At 62.9% G+C, this 13,885-nt stretch carries 17 protein-coding genes; 2 read left to right on the plus strand and 15 right to left on the minus strand.

The window, feature by feature from the left end; genetic code table 11:
* Positions 1-7 precede the first annotated feature (7 nt).
* The 11 genes from KJP30_RS06465 to KJP30_RS06515 all read right to left on the minus strand — a co-directional run bounded on the left by KJP30_RS06465 (position 8) and on the right by KJP30_RS06515 (position 7,783).
* Positions 8-508, minus strand: a complete 501-nt coding sequence (locus KJP30_RS06465; protein WP_218448156.1) for a hypothetical protein — start codon at positions 506-508, stop codon at positions 8-10.
* Positions 509-607: 99 nt separating this feature from the next.
* Complete coding sequence (locus tag KJP30_RS06470; protein WP_218448157.1) at positions 608-1,000, minus strand: hypothetical protein; 393 nt, start codon at positions 998-1,000, stop codon at positions 608-610.
* Positions 1,001-1,033: 33 nt separating this feature from the next.
* Positions 1,034-3,034, minus strand: a complete 2,001-nt coding sequence (locus tag KJP30_RS06475; protein WP_218448158.1) for an acetyl-CoA carboxylase biotin carboxylase subunit — start codon at positions 3,032-3,034, stop codon at positions 1,034-1,036.
* Between the two features lie 129 nt (positions 3,035-3,163).
* Positions 3,164-3,373: a hypothetical protein gene (locus KJP30_RS06480; protein ID WP_218448159.1), complete on the minus strand. Its 210-nt coding sequence runs from the start codon at positions 3,371-3,373 to the stop codon at positions 3,164-3,166.
* A gap of 138 nt (positions 3,374-3,511) precedes the next feature.
* Positions 3,512-3,730 (minus strand): hypothetical protein, encoded by a 219-nt coding sequence (locus tag KJP30_RS06485; protein WP_218448160.1) that lies wholly within the window; start codon positions 3,728-3,730, stop codon positions 3,512-3,514.
* 358 nt (positions 3,731-4,088) lie between these two features.
* Positions 4,089-4,451 carry a hypothetical protein gene (locus KJP30_RS06490; protein ID WP_218448161.1) on the minus strand — a complete coding sequence of 121 codons (363 nt, stop codon included), beginning with the start codon at positions 4,449-4,451 and terminating at the stop codon, positions 4,089-4,091.
* Between the two features lie 132 nt (positions 4,452-4,583).
* Positions 4,584-4,727: a hypothetical protein gene (locus KJP30_RS06495; RefSeq protein WP_162846276.1), complete on the minus strand. Its 144-nt coding sequence runs from the start codon at positions 4,725-4,727 to the stop codon at positions 4,584-4,586.
* Between the two features lie 214 nt (positions 4,728-4,941).
* Positions 4,942-5,301 (minus strand): DUF6497 family protein, encoded by a 360-nt coding sequence (locus tag KJP30_RS06500; RefSeq protein WP_218448162.1) that lies wholly within the window; start codon positions 5,299-5,301, stop codon positions 4,942-4,944.
* Between the two features lie 131 nt (positions 5,302-5,432).
* Positions 5,433-5,777, minus strand: a complete 345-nt coding sequence (locus KJP30_RS06505) for a hypothetical protein (protein WP_218448163.1) — start codon at positions 5,775-5,777, stop codon at positions 5,433-5,435.
* Positions 5,774-6,232 (minus strand): hypothetical protein, encoded by a 459-nt coding sequence (locus KJP30_RS06510; RefSeq protein ID WP_218448164.1) that lies wholly within the window; start codon positions 6,230-6,232, stop codon positions 5,774-5,776. The genes KJP30_RS06505 and KJP30_RS06510 overlap by 4 nt, the downstream gene beginning before the upstream one ends.
* Before the next feature lie 18 nt (positions 6,233-6,250).
* Positions 6,251-7,783, minus strand: coding sequence for an acyl-CoA carboxylase subunit beta (locus tag KJP30_RS06515; protein WP_218448165.1), 1,533 nt, complete (start codon positions 7,781-7,783; stop codon positions 6,251-6,253).
* A 177-nt stretch (positions 7,784-7,960) separates the two neighbouring features.
* Here KJP30_RS06515 and KJP30_RS06520 point away from each other — a divergent pair, with 177 nt between their 5' ends.
* Together KJP30_RS06520 and KJP30_RS06525 are read left to right on the plus strand one after the other, a co-directional pair.
* The gene (locus tag KJP30_RS06520; RefSeq protein ID WP_218448166.1) at positions 7,961-9,187 is read left to right on the plus strand and encodes a multidrug effflux MFS transporter; all 1,227 of its coding nucleotides are present in this window, start codon (positions 7,961-7,963) and stop codon (positions 9,185-9,187) included.
* Positions 9,188-9,231: 44 nt separating this feature from the next.
* Positions 9,232-10,632, plus strand: a complete 1,401-nt coding sequence (locus KJP30_RS06525; protein WP_218448167.1) for a helix-turn-helix domain-containing protein — start codon at positions 9,232-9,234, stop codon at positions 10,630-10,632.
* A gap of 51 nt (positions 10,633-10,683) precedes the next feature.
* Here KJP30_RS06525 and KJP30_RS06530 read toward each other — a convergent pair whose 3' ends face one another.
* The 4 genes from KJP30_RS06530 to gatC are packed head-to-tail and all read right to left on the minus strand — an operon-like array spanning position 10,684 to position 13,878.
* On the minus strand, positions 10,684-11,361 hold the full coding sequence (locus tag KJP30_RS06530) for an N-acetylmuramoyl-L-alanine amidase (RefSeq protein ID WP_343222746.1): 678 nt from the start codon (positions 11,359-11,361) through the stop codon (positions 10,684-10,686).
* 8 nt (positions 11,362-11,369) lie between these two features.
* The gene (locus tag KJP30_RS06535) at positions 11,370-12,074 is read right to left on the minus strand and encodes a hypothetical protein (RefSeq protein ID WP_218448168.1); all 705 of its coding nucleotides are present in this window, start codon (positions 12,072-12,074) and stop codon (positions 11,370-11,372) included.
* Between the two features lie 32 nt (positions 12,075-12,106).
* A complete protein-coding gene (gene gatA / locus KJP30_RS06540; RefSeq protein ID WP_218448169.1) occupies positions 12,107-13,594 on the minus strand; it encodes an Asp-tRNA(Asn)/Glu-tRNA(Gln) amidotransferase subunit GatA in 1,488 nt (495 codons plus the stop codon).
* Positions 13,591-13,878, minus strand: a complete 288-nt coding sequence (gene gatC, locus KJP30_RS06545) for an Asp-tRNA(Asn)/Glu-tRNA(Gln) amidotransferase subunit GatC (RefSeq protein WP_218448170.1) — start codon at positions 13,876-13,878, stop codon at positions 13,591-13,593. Before gatC ends, gatA begins: the two co-directional genes overlap by 4 nt.
* Positions 13,879-13,885 lie beyond the last annotated feature (7 nt).

Genomic DNA, 13,885 nt, shown 5'->3' on the forward strand with positions numbered 1-13,885 from the left:
GGATCGCTCAGACGTTGCCCCGCAGGAAAAAGGCGATCTGCGAAGGGCGGTGCAACAGCACCAGCGCATTGCCGGCGGGATCGTAGATCATCACCGTCTCTTCCGACATCAGGGCAAGGTAGATATCGGCCTGAAACCGCTCGTCCATGCAGCTCTGCGACGGCCCGACAAAGGCCGAAATCAGCCCAAGACCACCCGAGAGATCGACAGACATCAACGCCTCGGACACCGCGTTGGGCGAGGCGCCCGCGATTTCGAAGGCAACCGCCTGCCCCTGTTCCAGCCAGCGCTGACCGCTGCGCAGATCCTCGACCCGCCGCAAGGGACCAGAGGCCCGCAATTCGCCCGAAACCGTATCGAAGATGGCCGCGGTGCAGGTGGACTTGGACACAAAGACGCGCGTCTGCGCCAGAAAGAGCCAGCCCTTGAGCTGCGCGCGCACCTCTTCCTCGGTGTCCAGCCGGAGGCATCCAGCCAGCATCGCCGCGAGCAGGACCAGCCCCGTCATTTGCCGCAAGATCCGTGCCAAACCGCCCGGCCCCCATGTCCCCTGAACACGGGCGCAGCTTAGTACGCAGGGGTTTACGATATGTTTCCGGGACTGGCGTCATGACGCGCCCCGGGCTTCGCTCACGTTGGTTTCTTGCCACAACAGTCGGTGGACCACCCCGCCGCCGACCAGATACAGCATCGCATAGCCCAACAGGCTGCCGAACCCCGCCGCCAATACCCCAAGGTAGACCGCAAGGAACACCAACAGCATCACCGCAAGAACCAACAGCGGCCCGCCAAGGTAGAACCCCCAACCGGGCATCACGTCCAGCAGCGCCGCAATCAGCGCAAGATAGATCGCATATCCGATTCCAACCGCGACGATGGACACCGCAAAAGCGCTGCCCGTCAGGATGCCGATGCCCGTTTCCTTGGGCACCAGCGACCAGAGTCCCACCGCCACGACCCCCGACACCACCAGCCCGGCCACGAAGGCCAGGCTGTGCATGAGCCAGATGCGAAGGGCGCGGCGGAACATGCCTTATTCGAACTCCATGATGACATCGTCGACGGCAAGGCTGTCGCCGGGACCGGCGTTGATCTTGGCCACCACACCCTTGCGTTCGGCACGCAGGATGTTTTCCATCTTCATGGCTTCGACGGTGCAAAGCGCCTGCCCTTCCTGCACCTCCTGCCCTTCTTCGACGTCGACCTTCACGATCAGGCCGGGCATCGGGCAAAGCAGCATCTTGGAGGTGTCCGGCGGCAGCTTTTCGGGCATCAGCTTGGCCAGTTCGGCCTGACGCGGCGAACGGACATGCACCTTCAGATCCGCGCCACGGGTCCGCAGGCGGAAGCCATGGGTGATCTTGTCGACTTTGAGCACCAGCGGTTCGCCGTTCAGCGTCATGTGCGCCAGCGTATCTCCCGGGGTCCAGTCGCCTTCGACCCGCAGGCTGCCGCCGTCGGCAAAGCCGATGGTCGAACCGTCATGATCGGCGTCGATGCTGACCGCGAATTCGGCCCCTTGCAGGCTGACCACCCAATCGGTGCCGACGCGGCGTTCGTGGTTGCCCAGACGCCCGGTAACGCGGGTGCGCCGGATCTCTGCCACGCGGTTCATGGCTGCCGCGGCGGCGGCGACGCGCTTCAGTTCTTCCTCGGCGAGGGTCACACCTTCGAAACCGTCAGGGTATTCCTCGGCGATGAAGGCCGTGGTCATATCGCCCGAGATGAATTTCGGGTGATCCATCACGGCGGCGACAAACGGCAGGTTGTGACCGATGCCTTCGACCTCGAAACTGTCGAGCGCGTTGCGCATGACCTCGATCGCGCCCTCGCGGGTCGGCGCCCATGTGCAAAGCTTGGCGATCATCGGGTCGTAATACATGCTGATCTCGCCGCCTTCATAGACGCCGGTATCGTTGCGCACGATTCCGTCGCCCAGTTCGCCCTCGGCCGGCGGACGGTAGCGGGTCAGACGCCCGATCGAAGGCAGGAAATTGCGATAGGGGTCTTCGGCATAAAGACGGTTTTCAATCGCCCAGCCGTTGATCTGCACGTCATCCTGCGTGATCGACAGCGGCTCGCCATTTGCGACGCGGATCATCTGTTCCACCAGATCGACGCCCGTGATCAGTTCGGTCACCGGGTGTTCCACCTGAAGGCGGGTGTTCATTTCGAGGAAGTAGAAGTTCTTGTCGCCGTCGACGATGAATTCCACGGTCCCGGCGCTGGCATAGCCCACCGCCTTGGCCAGCGCGACGGACTGGTCGCCCATGGCCTTGCGGGTTTCGGGATCAAGGAAAGGACTGGGCGCCTCTTCGACAACCTTCTGGTTGCGACGCTGGATCGAACATTCACGTTCGTTCAGCCAGATGCCATTGCCATGCGCGTCACACAGAACCTGAATTTCGATGTGGCGCGGCTGTGTCACGAATTTCTCGATAAAGATCCGGTCGTCGCCAAAGCTGTTCGCGGCCTCGTTCTTGGACGACTGAAAGCCCTCGCGCGCTTCTTCGTCGTTCCACGCGATGCGCATGCCCTTACCGCCGCCCCCGGCAGAGGCCTTGATCATAACCGGATAGCCGATCTGGTTCGAGATCTTCACCGCCTCGTCGGCATCCTCGATCAGGCCCATGTAGCCGGGAACCGTGTTCACCTTGGCCTCTTGGGCGATCTTCTTCGAGGTGATCTTGTCACCCATGGCCTCGATCGCGCCTTTGGGCGGTCCGATAAAGGCGACGCCGGCGGCTTCGAGCGCCTCGGCGAACTTGGGGTTTTCGGACAGGAAACCATAACCCGGGTGCACGGCCTGCGCGCCCGACTGCTTGATGGCCTCCATGATCTTGTCGATCACGATATAGGACTGGTTGGCCGGCGGCGGGCCGATATGGATGGCCTCATCCGCCATTTCCACGTGCAGCGCGTGTTTGTCCGCATCCGAGTAGACGGCGACCGTCTTGATGCCCATCTTGCGGGCGGTCTTGATGACCCGGCAGGCAATTTCGCCCCGGTTCGCGATCAGGATCTTGTCGAACATGTCTGTCCCTTCTTCTTGGCCCCCTCGCGGGGCGCGTCTGCACATGCAAACGCCGCCCGGAGCGCAAACTCCGGGCGGCGTTTCATTTCAACGGGGGCGGCGCCGGTCAGGCGCGCGCCATGGAACGTGTCAGCGGCGGCAGAACTGCGGCGCGACGTCGTCACAGACGACACCGGCTGCGCCACCAATCGCGGCACCGGCCGCGACATTGCCACCGGTCGCAGCGGCACCGGCCGCGCCGACACCTGCGCCAAGCACGCCGCGTTCAAGATCGGTGCCTTCGCAAGCTGCAAGGCCAAGTGTAGCGACGAGCGCCGCGGAAATCGTAAGGATACGCATGAGGATCTTCCCTTCTCCCATGTCAGTGTTTGGGCGTTATTGCCTACCAACGTTGCAGGGGGAAGATCGTTCCGGAAGCGTTTGAAAAGACCGGCAAGAACCGGCGCAGCATGGGCGGCAAGCCGCCGAACACATGGGTCAGCAGCGCGCCGGATAGGTGCTGCAATAGGCCATGTTCGTGGCCGCGCCCGCAGCGGCACCGGTGAGAAGGTTGACGTCCAGCGCAACGGCACCGGCCGCACCTGCCCCGGCACCAAAGGCGGCTTGCTCGGCCAGGTTGTCCCCGCAGGCCGCAAGCGCAAGGAGGGCGGCGATGGATACAGGGGTCTTGATGGCCGGAATGATCTGTCTGCGCATGTGAGGTTCTCCCCATCTGACTTCGACTGCTCAAGCCTCACTGAACAGCATGCCAAGGGGAAAATCCAGTCCGATTTCCCCGCGCCCGATTCAGGGCGCGGATATCCGCCAAGCCTTTGATTTATCGCAACTTTACCAGGGGATACACCCAAGTGGGGCGGTCTGGCCGGGGACAGACCGGACCGCCCCGAGGGGGGTTGGGTTTCGCGGGGACGCAGGGACGAAAAGGGACCACTGCCGCGACCCGCGTTCACGCTTGCAGAAAGCTGTCGATCTGCAAAGCCCGCATCGGCTGCAAAATTTCCGTCGGCAACCGCCCGCGCAATCGGACGGCGAATTGGCAAGAATATGCCCACGCTCATTCCCAGTCCTCCGACATCTCGAAGGCCTCCGGGAAAGCCGCGCGCGCCGCGGCCTCGTCGATGACCAGAAGCGCGTCATAGCTTTCCGGGTCAAAGGGGTCGTCGTAGGGCAGAACCTCGCGGCCAAAGAGCCACGACAGGCGACCGGCATCCAGATTGCCGCGTTCGAACGGGTCCGTGCCGAAATGTTGCCAGAGCGCGGCCATGAAGGCGGTGTCGGCGCGCCGGTCGGCAGGGCGACGGTCGCGATAACGTTCGCGCCGGGTGATGGCCGTCACCCCCTTGGGGTTCGCACGCCGGATCGTGAACTGATAGTCTGTGCCGGTCAGGCGGCCGGGAAATCCGCGATGCTTCAGCATGTGCCGGCCCCCGGCACAAAGGATCGCGCGCCTGAACGGCGCGTGACAATCGCATGGCTCGTGTTATCTCCGCCAACTGCCCCGAACCGGCGGAAAAGCGGGACGGACGTTCGCGCCCGCCCCGATAGGTTCTTACTTGTACTTGCCTGTGTAGACCGGCTCGACCGAGATGGGCTCGGGATCGACCACGATGTACTCTTCTTCTTCCTGCTGCGCGCAAGCGGAAACGCCGGCGATGACAGCAAACATGGCAAGCAGTTTGATGCTCTTGGACATCTTCTACTCCTGTCTAGTGCAACGAAACATTCAGCGCGCAAGCGCCCTGCCTGTCCCCGTTCAGAGGTTTCGATTGCTTGGGTGCAATCAGTGACGAACCTACCTGAGCGCCATGGAAAAAGATATGCCGACCGTGCCAACGAATCGGCCTGTGACTCAGAAGTCGCAGAAACTTGTCCACATGAGAGTCTCATCGCAAGATATTGTGGAGTCATTAAAAAGCCTCCCAGATGCAGAGGTCGTTTTCGACGAGAAAGCTCTCGAAGAACTGGGTGACATTCGGCGTCATTTCGCCGAAGGCCACCGGTTCCGACATCAGTGTGATGACAATACGAACCGGCGCGCTGCCGGTTTCGATGACACGCGGCAGGGCATCCTGCACGCAAAGCTGTTCGATATCGCCGGCCATCGCCTCGTAGGCAAGCCCGCCCCGAGCCAGTTCCGGCACAAGGTAGCGGACCCGCCAATCCGGTGGCTGGGCGATCATGTCGTGATAGGCAAAATCCAGCCCCGTTCCCGGCAAGACATCCGCCAGCGGAATGTCCCGCGCCGCCACCGGAGCGGCGCAGGCCATCGCAAGCAAAATACCGGAAAGAAAGCTGAAATTCAGGCGGCAGCCCCGGCACCGACAGGTTGCCCCATCAGCTCCTCCCACCGGGGCCGCCATGGCATCGGGCGCACCCGGTGCCGAATTCCACAAGCGCCTCATCGGGCGCCCTCCGCCGCCCAGGTCAGCCAGCGTGCGCGATGCGCCGGGCTGTCGAGCAGTTCCTTGATCTGGTTTTCTGCGTCCCGAGGCGCGCGCCCTGTAAGGCGGCCACCGGCGCGAACCGTCATTCCGACTTTCGTCGTAGAAATTTCTACCACCGGGGAGAAACCGCGCAAGTGCTGAAATTTGCGCCAAAGGTCCTGACGCACCTGGCGGGCCAGTCTGGAAGCCTTTGCAGGCGGAAACTCGCTCATCGCGGAAATGTCAAACCGCGGCGGCCACTGGCGGGCCAACACGTAGCTGTCGGTGTTTTCGCTGATATGCCAGCCATTCCGCTTCATGCGTTTACCCATCGTTTAAGCCGCGCGAACAATCCGCGCTGGCGGGCCGCCTCTCGGGCGGCGATCATTTCCAGTTCCGGCTGCGCCTTTTCAAGGAACAGCATCGCATAGGGCAAAAGTGCCTCTTCGGGCCCCTCTTCCAGCCGCTTGAGCACCTTGTCATGTGGCACCGCCCGCAATGCCCCCGCCTTCAGCGAGAGCGGCTCTCGCGGGCCAGCGGCGACCCAGGCCCCCGCCCCGGCGCGGATGATAACCTCGCCGAGATAGCAAGAGGCCGCCACCAGCAGCAGACGGTTGTCGGCCCCACCCCGGTCCGCCCGCCCGAGATCGTCCAGAATGCGGTCGACCTGAGGCAGGCTGTCGAGGCTGTAATCCAGCGCCCGCCCGTAAGCGTCGCGCGCGGTTTTGACAAAAGCCTCCGCCAGTTGCGGCGCCTTATCCGGGCTGGGGACCATGACGGGTTCTCCGACGGGTCAGAGCGGGATGTTGTCGTGCTTTTTCCAAGGCATCGTGCGCTTCTTGTCGCGCAGCATGGCAAAGGCACGGGCCACCCGCCGACGGGTCGAACGCGGCTGGATCACCTCATCGACAAAGCCGCGCTCGGCCGCGATGAAGGGATTGGCAAAGCGATCTTCGTATTCGGCGGCATGGGCGGCGATCTTGTCCGGATCGTTCAGATCCGCACGGAAGATGATCTCGGCCGCGCCCTTGGCCCCCATGACCGCGATCTGTGCCGTGGGCCATGCATAATTGACGTCGGCGCGCAGGTGTTTGGACGACATCACGTCATAGGCACCGCCATAGGCCTTGCGCGTGATGACCGTGACCTTGGGCACCGTGGCCTCGCCAAAGGCGAACAGCAGCTTGGCACCGTGCTTGATGACACCGCCGTATTCCTGCGAGGTCCCCGGCAGAAAGCCCGGCACGTCCACAAAGGTCAGCAGCGGGATTTCGAAACAGTCGCAGAACCGCACGAAACGGGCCGCTTTCTTTGAACTGTCGATGTCCAGAACGCCCGCCAGAACCATCGGCTGGTTGGCGACCACACCCACGGTCTGACCTTCAAGCCGGATGAAACCGGTGATGATATTGCCCGCGTGATCGGCCTGAATCTCGTAGAAATCGCCCTCGTCCGCGACCTTCAGGATCAGTTCTTTCATGTCATAGGGCATGTTGGGGTTGTCGGGGATCAGCGTGTCGAGGCTGGCCTCGACACGATCCACATCGTCAAAGAAGGGGCGCACCGGCGGCTTTTCACGGTTCGACTTGGGCAGGAAATCGACAAGCCGGCGAATCTCGGCCAGCGCCTCGACGTCGTTTTCAAAGGCCCCATCGGCGACCGAGCTTTTCTTGGTATGCGTGCCCGCACCGCCCAACTCCTCGGCGGTGACAACCTCGTTGGTCACGGTCTTGACCACGTCGGGGCCGGTGACGAACATGTAGGACGTGTCTTTGACCATAAAGATGAAATCGGTCATGGCGGGCGAATAGACCGCCCCCCCGGCACAGGGCCCCATGATGACCGAGATCTGCGGAATCACACCCGAGGCCTCGATATTGCGCTGAAAGATCTCGGCATAGCCGGCCAGCGAATCGACACCTTCCTGAATCCGCGCCCCGCCCGAGTCGTTCAGGCCGATGACCGGCGCGCCGTTCTGGATCGCCATATCCATGATCTTGCAGATCTTCTGCGCATGGGTGGCCGAAACCGATCCGCCCAGAACGGTGAAGTCCTGACTGAAGACATAGACCATGCGCCCGTTGATCGTCCCCACGCCGGTCACAACGCCATCGCCATAGGGGCGGTTCTTTTCCATGCCGAAATCGGTGCAGCGATGGGCGACGAAAGTGTCGTATTCCTCGAAACTGCCCTCATCGACCAAAAGCTCGATCCGCTCGCGCGCGGTCAGCTTGCCCTTGGCGTGTTGTGCGTCGATCCGCTTTTGCCCCCCGCCCAGGCGGGCATTCTCACGGCGGTCGTGCAGTTCCTGAATGATGTCTTTCATCTGCGGCCCCTTTTCGGTTTGTCGCGAAAATACAGGGGAAACCGCGCGCCTCAAGGATTTACTCGCAAATTTGCAAATTCAGAAAACAATCCGAAGTGAAAAATGCAAATCTTCAAATTACATGCTGTCAGCACGTAATGCATGGACATTTGCGCCGCAGCCCCCTACCCGTGTCGCATGAGCCCGCATTCTCCGGCTCGGTTTCTGGACCGAAGCACACCGCCACATATAGCCACACTTGTTCTGCTGGCCGGCATGTCCGCGCTGGTGATGAATATTTTTGTGCCGTCGCTGCAAATCATGGCCGATTGGTTCCAAACCGATTACGCGCTGATGCAGGCCTCGGTCTCGGGCTATTTGCTGGGCAACGCGGTGCTGCAACTGTTCATCGGGCCTGTTTCGGACAAGCTTGGACGGCGGCCGGTGATTCTTGGCGGGGTCGCGATCTTTATCCTTGCGACCATTGGCTGCCTGCTGGCCACCAATGTCGGGCTGTTCCTGTTCTTCCGCCTGATCCAGGCCTTCATCGTGGTTGCCATGGTCCTGAGCCGCGCCGTCGTGCGTGATCTCTATCCGCCGGACGAGGCCGCCTCGATGATCGGTTATGTCACCATGGGCATGTCCATCGTGCCGATGCTGGCCCCGGTTCTGGGCGGCTGGCTGGCCGAACAATTCGGCTGGCATTCGAATTTCTGGCTGATGCTGGCGCTTGGTATTGCAATGTACTGGCTGTGTCACCGTGATCTGGGGGAAACCAAGGCCCGCAGCGGCCTGACCATGGCACAGCAGTTTCGCGAGTACCCCGAACTGTTCCGCAGCCCGCGATTCTGGGGCTATGCACTGGCCTGCGCCTTTTCCTCGGGCGCGTTCTTTTCCTACGTGGGCGGTGCGTCATATGTGGGGATGGAAGTCTTTGGCCTCTCACCCACCGTCCTTGGGTTCCTCTTTGGCGCGCCCGCCGTGGGTTATGCGCTTGGAAACTACCTCTCGGGACGCTTCTCGGCGCGGATCGGCATCAACCGCATGGTTCTTTGGGGCGGGATGATCGTGACCGGCGGTATGGCGCTGTCACTGCTGGTCTTTGCCGCCGGTTTTGGCACCGCCTTCACCTTTTTCGGCTTCATGACCTTCGTCGGGCTGGGCAACGGGTTGACCATCCCCAATGCCACTGCCGGGGCGCTGTCGGTGCGCCCGCATCTGGCGGGCACCGCCTCGGGCTTGTCCGGCGCGATCATGCTGGGCGGTGGTGCGGCCCTATCGCAGCTTGCGGGAATGCTGCTGACCGATGGCGCCGGTGCCTGGCCGCTGTTGTGGATGATGTTCGGGTCCGGTCTCGCCTCGGTCATCGCAATTCTCGTGGTTATCCGACGGGCACGACAGCTCAAGGGGCTGGACGTGGCCTGACAAAGTTTGCATCTTTGCGAAATCAAATTCGCAAGACGCAAACCATGGCCACCCAGAAACTCTATGCCGGCGCCAAGCTGCGCGACATCCGCACCCGCCTGAACCTCACGCAGAAGGATTTCGCCGCCAAGCTGGGAATCTCGCTGCCCTATCTCAACCAGATGGAAAACAACAACCGTCCGGTCAGCACCACGGTGGTGCTGGCCCTCGCGCAAGAGTTCGGGTTCGACGTGACCGAACTGGGCCAGGGAGATGCGGAACGGCTGGTGACCGATATGCGCGAGGCGCTGGCTGATCCGGTCTTTGGCGAGACCTCGCCGCAACTGGCGGACCTGCGGCTGACCGCTTCGAACGCACCGGTGCTGGCGCGGGCCTTCCTTGCCTTGCACCGCGCCTATCGGCAGACCCATGAACGTCTGGCCTCGCTGGACGAGGCGCTGGGACGTGAAGGGGCGCAATTGCAACCCAGCCCTTGGGAAGAGGTGCGCGACTTCTTTCACTACTGTGATAACTATATCGATGCGGTGGACCGGGCGGCAGAACATTTCGCCAAGCTGCACGGGACCGAGGCGGACATGCGTGGCGCGGCCATCGAACGGCTGGAGGCGCGCGGGATCACCGTTCGCCTGTCACAGGGCGCGCCCATGCGCGCCTTTGACGAAGAGCGGCAAGAGCTTGTGCTGTCCTCGCTTTTGCCGGTCGAGACCCAGACCTTTCAGTTGCTGGTTCAGGTGGCCCTGTTACGACAGAACCAATTGCTGGACGCCACGCTGGACCTTGCCCGGTTCCAGTCAGACGAGGCACGCGCCATCGCCAAGCTGGGGCTGGCCAATTACTTCGCCGGCGCCGCGATGATGCCTTACAAGGCCTTCCTCTCGGCCGCGCAGGAAACCCGGCACGACCTTGAACTGCTGGCCGCGCGGTTTGGCGCGTCGATCGAACAGGTCGCGCACCGCCTGTCGACGCTGCAACGGCCCGGGGCCAAGGGCGTTCCGTTTTTCTTTGTCCGCGTCGATCAGGCTGGCACGATCACCAAGCGCCACTCTGCAACGCGGCTGCAATTTGCCCGCTTCGGCGGGGCCTGCCCGCTGTGGAACGTCCACCGCGCCTTTGAAACGCCGGGGCGCTTCCTACGCCAGCTTGCCGAAACACCGGATGGTGTCCGCTATATCTCGCTGGCGGTGGATGTCTCGAAAACCGGAGGCCATTTCGGCGCGCCGGTGCGCCGCTATGCGATCTCTATTGGCTGCGAAGTGCGCCATGCCGCGGCGCTTGTCTATGCGGATGACATGGATTTCACCCGCGCCAGCGCCTTTGAACCCATCGGCATCAGTTGTCGAATCTGCGAGCGGACCAATTGCCACCAGCGCTCGGTCCCACCGCTGGAAAAGCGCCTGACCACCACGCCCAACCGCCGCGACGTGCTGCCCTACCGGCTGGACTGACGCTGATCTTCGTTCCAGCCTGTCCGGAAACGCGCCCGCGCTGCCGTGCCCTCAGGCACAAGAATGCCGGTTGGCGAGGTCTGCCATGACGGCGCAATCATCCCCGTTCAGCGGCCCCTGCCCCCATGGACGGAACCGCAGGCGCACCGCGTTCAATACGTCATCTGCCCTTTCCAGTGTAGAATCATAGCCGAAACGCCTGCAATCGTCGCGAAAACGCCCCGCGTCCACATCCTCGCCTCGCGCGTCCGACCAAATGGCAAGGCCCTGACGCGCCAGCCTTTGCCAATCGAAACGACCTCCCGGATCGGTCTTGCGCCCAAGCGCCGTGTCGGAATGGCCGACAACGCGTTCGGGCCGGATCGCCCAGCGCGACATGATCCCAGCCAGCAGCGCCTCCAGCGCGGCGATCTGCGGGTCCGGGAAAGGATGAAACCCGGTATTCGCCAGTTCGATACCGATCGAGTGCGAGTTCACATCGGTCACAGCGCCCCAAGACCCGCGCCCGGCATGCCATGCCCGATGATCTTCGTGCACCAATTGCCACAATCGCCCGTCTTCGGCGATCACGTAGTGGCAGGACACTTCGCTTTCGGGGGCGCACAGCCAGTCACGCGCCGCTTCGGCGCTGGTCATGGCCGTATAGTGCAGAACGATCATGTCCGGCGCGGCCACACCGCGCCGGTCCCCGAAGTTCGGAGAGGCAAACCAAAGGGGTTCCGGCGTCACGGGGCGGCTCAGCCGCCGCGCACCGCGCGGAACGGTGCCGGATTCCACGAGCAGGCGAAACCGTCACCGTCCGGATCAAGACCTTTGCGGTCTTTCTCCGGCCCGCCGAGCGCAAGGAAATCCTCCTGCGCAAGATCAGCCGAGGTATAGGCAGAACAGGCCCGCTGATACCGCGCCTGCGCGTTAAAGCTCGACCGTTTGTACAGCGGCGTGCCCACCGGGTTGGTGGTCCGCAACGCGTATTCCACGATGTTCGGCGCATCGCTGCCGGGACGCTTGGGCAGCGCCTCTGGCTGAACCACGGTATACTGCGCGCGGTTGCGTTCGATCAGCCGGGCGTCATCGGCAATGTCACGGGTGCGCGACACAGCGGTAAAATCGTTCTCGCCCGAGATGCCGCGCGCATTGGCAACCAACTGCGGCGGCGGGTTCGAGGGGTCCGCCTGAACCGGATCGACGCCGGAATTGTCCAGTCGCGCGGCGGCGGCAGCGCGTGCCTCATCCCCGTCGATCGGGCCGGACTGCACGTCCGGCGCAACCGGGATCGGCCCCGCTTCGCCGTTCAACTGGGCGTCACGCCGGGCGGCATAATCGTCGTAGTTGCCGAACCCGACCCCTGCCCCGGGATCGGGCACACCCGCCCCGCTGTCGGGCACAGCCGGTTCACAAGCCGCCACGGCCAAGGCCGCCACAACCAAAAGATAGCTCCGCATCGTCTGTCCTGCCTGTTCTTTGACGACAGGCCTTACCACCATTTCGCGGGCTTTGCCACAAATCCGGCGGATTGCTCGAGCGCATAGGCGCAATTCAGCAGATCGCCTTCTTCCCACGGGCGTCCAATCAGTTGCAGCCCCAGCGGCAGCCCTTGCTTGTCCAGCCCGGCGGGAACCGAAATCCCCGGCAGCCCGGCAAGGTTCACCGTCACGGTAAAGACGTCGTTGAGGTACATCTGCACCGGATCGGCATCCTGCATCTCGCCAAGACCAAAGGCCGCCGAGGGCGTCGCGGGCGTCAGGATTGCATCCACACCCTGCGCGAACACATCCTCAAAGTCCTTCTTGATCAGCGTCCGCACCTTGCGCGCGCGGTTGTAATAAGCGTCGTAAAAACCTGCCGACAAAACATAGGTGCCCACCATCACGCGGCGCTTGACCTCGTCACCAAAGCCCTCGGCACGGGTCTTTTCGTACATTTCGACGATGCCGTCGCCCTGGCTCAGCTTGGCACGGTGGCCATAGCGCACCCCGTCATAACGGGCGAGGTTGGACGAGGCTTCGGCCGGCGCGATCACGTAATAGGCCGGCAGGGCGTATTTCGTATGCGGCAGGCTGATATCGACGATTTTCGCGCCCGCATCCTCCAGCATCTTGCGGCCCTCGGCCCAAAGCGCGTCGATCTCTTCGGGCATGCCGTCCATACGGTATTCACGCGGAATGCCGATGATCTTGCCCTTGATGTCTCCGGTCAGCATGGATTCGAAATCCGGCACGGCCAGTTCGGCGCTGGTCGAATCCTTGGGGTCATGGCCGCACATGGCTTCCAGCATGATCGCGGCATCGCGCACATCCTTGGCCATCGGCCCCGCCTGGTCCAGCGACGAGGCAAAGGCCACGATGCCCCAGCGCGAGCAACGCCCATAGGTCGGCTTGATTCCGGTGATGCCGGTAAAGGCCGCAGGCTGGCGGATCGATCCGCCGGTGTCGGTGCCGGTGGCGCCAAGGCACAGATCCGCGGCCACGGCCGAGGCCGACCCGCCCGAAGACCCGCCCGGTGTCAGTTGCGCATCGTCATTGCCGCGCCGCCAAGGGTTCACCGCATTGCCATAACACGAGGTCTCGTTCGACGACCCCATGGCGAATTCATCCATGTTCAGCTTGCCCAACATGACCGCGCCCGCATCGAACAACTGGCTGGTCACGGTGGACTCATACTCGGGCTTGAACCCGCCAAGGATGTTGGACGCCGCTTGGCTCGCCACCCCCTTGGTGCAGAACAGGTCCTTGATCCCCAGCGGGATACCGCAGAGCGACGGCGCATCGCCCGCCTTGATCCGTGCATCCGCCGCAGCGGCCTGTTCGCGCGCGATCTCGGGCGTTTTGTGCACGAAAGCGTTCAACGCATCGGCCTTGTCGATGGCCGTCAGACAGGCCTCGGTCAGCTCGGCCGAGGTCACATCACCCTTGCGCAGCGCATCGCGCGCCTCGGCGATCTTCAGTTTCGTGAGATCCGTCATTCCACCACCTTCGGCACTGCGAAAAAGCCCTCGCGCGCGTCGGGCGCATTGGACAGAACCTTGTCCTGCATGCCACCATCGGTGACACCATCCTTGCGCCGCTTCAGCCGCATCGGCGTGACCGACACCATCGGTTCCACACCTTCGACATCCACCTCGTTCAACTGCTCGATAAAGCCGAGGATGTCGTTGAAGGATTGGGCCAGCGCCGGCAGATCTTCTTCTTCCACCTTGATACGGGCCAGGTGCGCCACGCGCGCCGCGGTCTCGATGTCGATCGACATGGGGGCC

It is taken from the genome of Antarctobacter sediminis (genome assembly GCF_019218285.1).
Lineage (GTDB): Bacteria > Pseudomonadota > Alphaproteobacteria > Rhodobacterales > Rhodobacteraceae > Antarctobacter > Antarctobacter sediminis.

Coding starts and splice junctions, on each gene's coding strand:
- KJP30_RS06510 (WP_218448164.1), bottom strand. CDS start 6,232: ATGGTCCCCAGCCCGGATAAGGCGCCGCAACTGGCGGAGGCTTTTGTC.
- KJP30_RS06490 (WP_218448161.1), bottom strand. CDS start 4,451: ATGCTGAAGCATCGCGGATTTCCCGGCCGCCTGACCGGCACAGACTAT.
- KJP30_RS06470 (WP_218448157.1), bottom strand. CDS start 1,000: ATGCACAGCCTGGCCTTCGTGGCCGGGCTGGTGGTGTCGGGGGTCGTG.
- gatC (WP_218448170.1), bottom strand. CDS start 13,878: ATGTCGATCGACATCGAGACCGCGGCGCGCGTGGCGCACCTGGCCCGT.
- KJP30_RS06485 (WP_218448160.1), bottom strand. CDS start 3,730: ATGCGCAGACAGATCATTCCGGCCATCAAGACCCCTGTATCCATCGCC.
- KJP30_RS06535 (WP_218448168.1), bottom strand. CDS start 12,074: ATGCGGAGCTATCTTTTGGTTGTGGCGGCCTTGGCCGTGGCGGCTTGT.
- KJP30_RS06465 (WP_218448156.1), bottom strand. CDS start 508: ATGACGGGGCTGGTCCTGCTCGCGGCGATGCTGGCTGGATGCCTCCGG.
- KJP30_RS06525 (WP_218448167.1), top strand. CDS start 9,232: ATGGCCACCCAGAAACTCTATGCCGGCGCCAAGCTGCGCGACATCCGC.
- KJP30_RS06505 (WP_218448163.1), bottom strand. CDS start 5,777: ATGAAGCGGAATGGCTGGCATATCAGCGAAAACACCGACAGCTACGTG.
- KJP30_RS06500 (WP_218448162.1), bottom strand. CDS start 5,301: ATGGCCTGCGCCGCTCCGGTGGCGGCGCGGGACATTCCGCTGGCGGAT.
- KJP30_RS06480 (WP_218448159.1), bottom strand. CDS start 3,373: ATGCGTATCCTTACGATTTCCGCGGCGCTCGTCGCTACACTTGGCCTT.
- KJP30_RS06515 (WP_218448165.1), bottom strand. CDS start 7,783: ATGAAAGACATCATTCAGGAACTGCACGACCGCCGTGAGAATGCCCGC.
- KJP30_RS06475 (WP_218448158.1), bottom strand. CDS start 3,034: ATGTTCGACAAGATCCTGATCGCGAACCGGGGCGAAATTGCCTGCCGG.
- gatA (WP_218448169.1), bottom strand. CDS start 13,594: ATGACGGATCTCACGAAACTGAAGATCGCCGAGGCGCGCGATGCGCTG.
- KJP30_RS06495 (WP_162846276.1), bottom strand. CDS start 4,727: ATGTCCAAGAGCATCAAACTGCTTGCCATGTTTGCTGTCATCGCCGGC.
- KJP30_RS06520 (WP_218448166.1), top strand. CDS start 7,961: ATGAGCCCGCATTCTCCGGCTCGGTTTCTGGACCGAAGCACACCGCCA.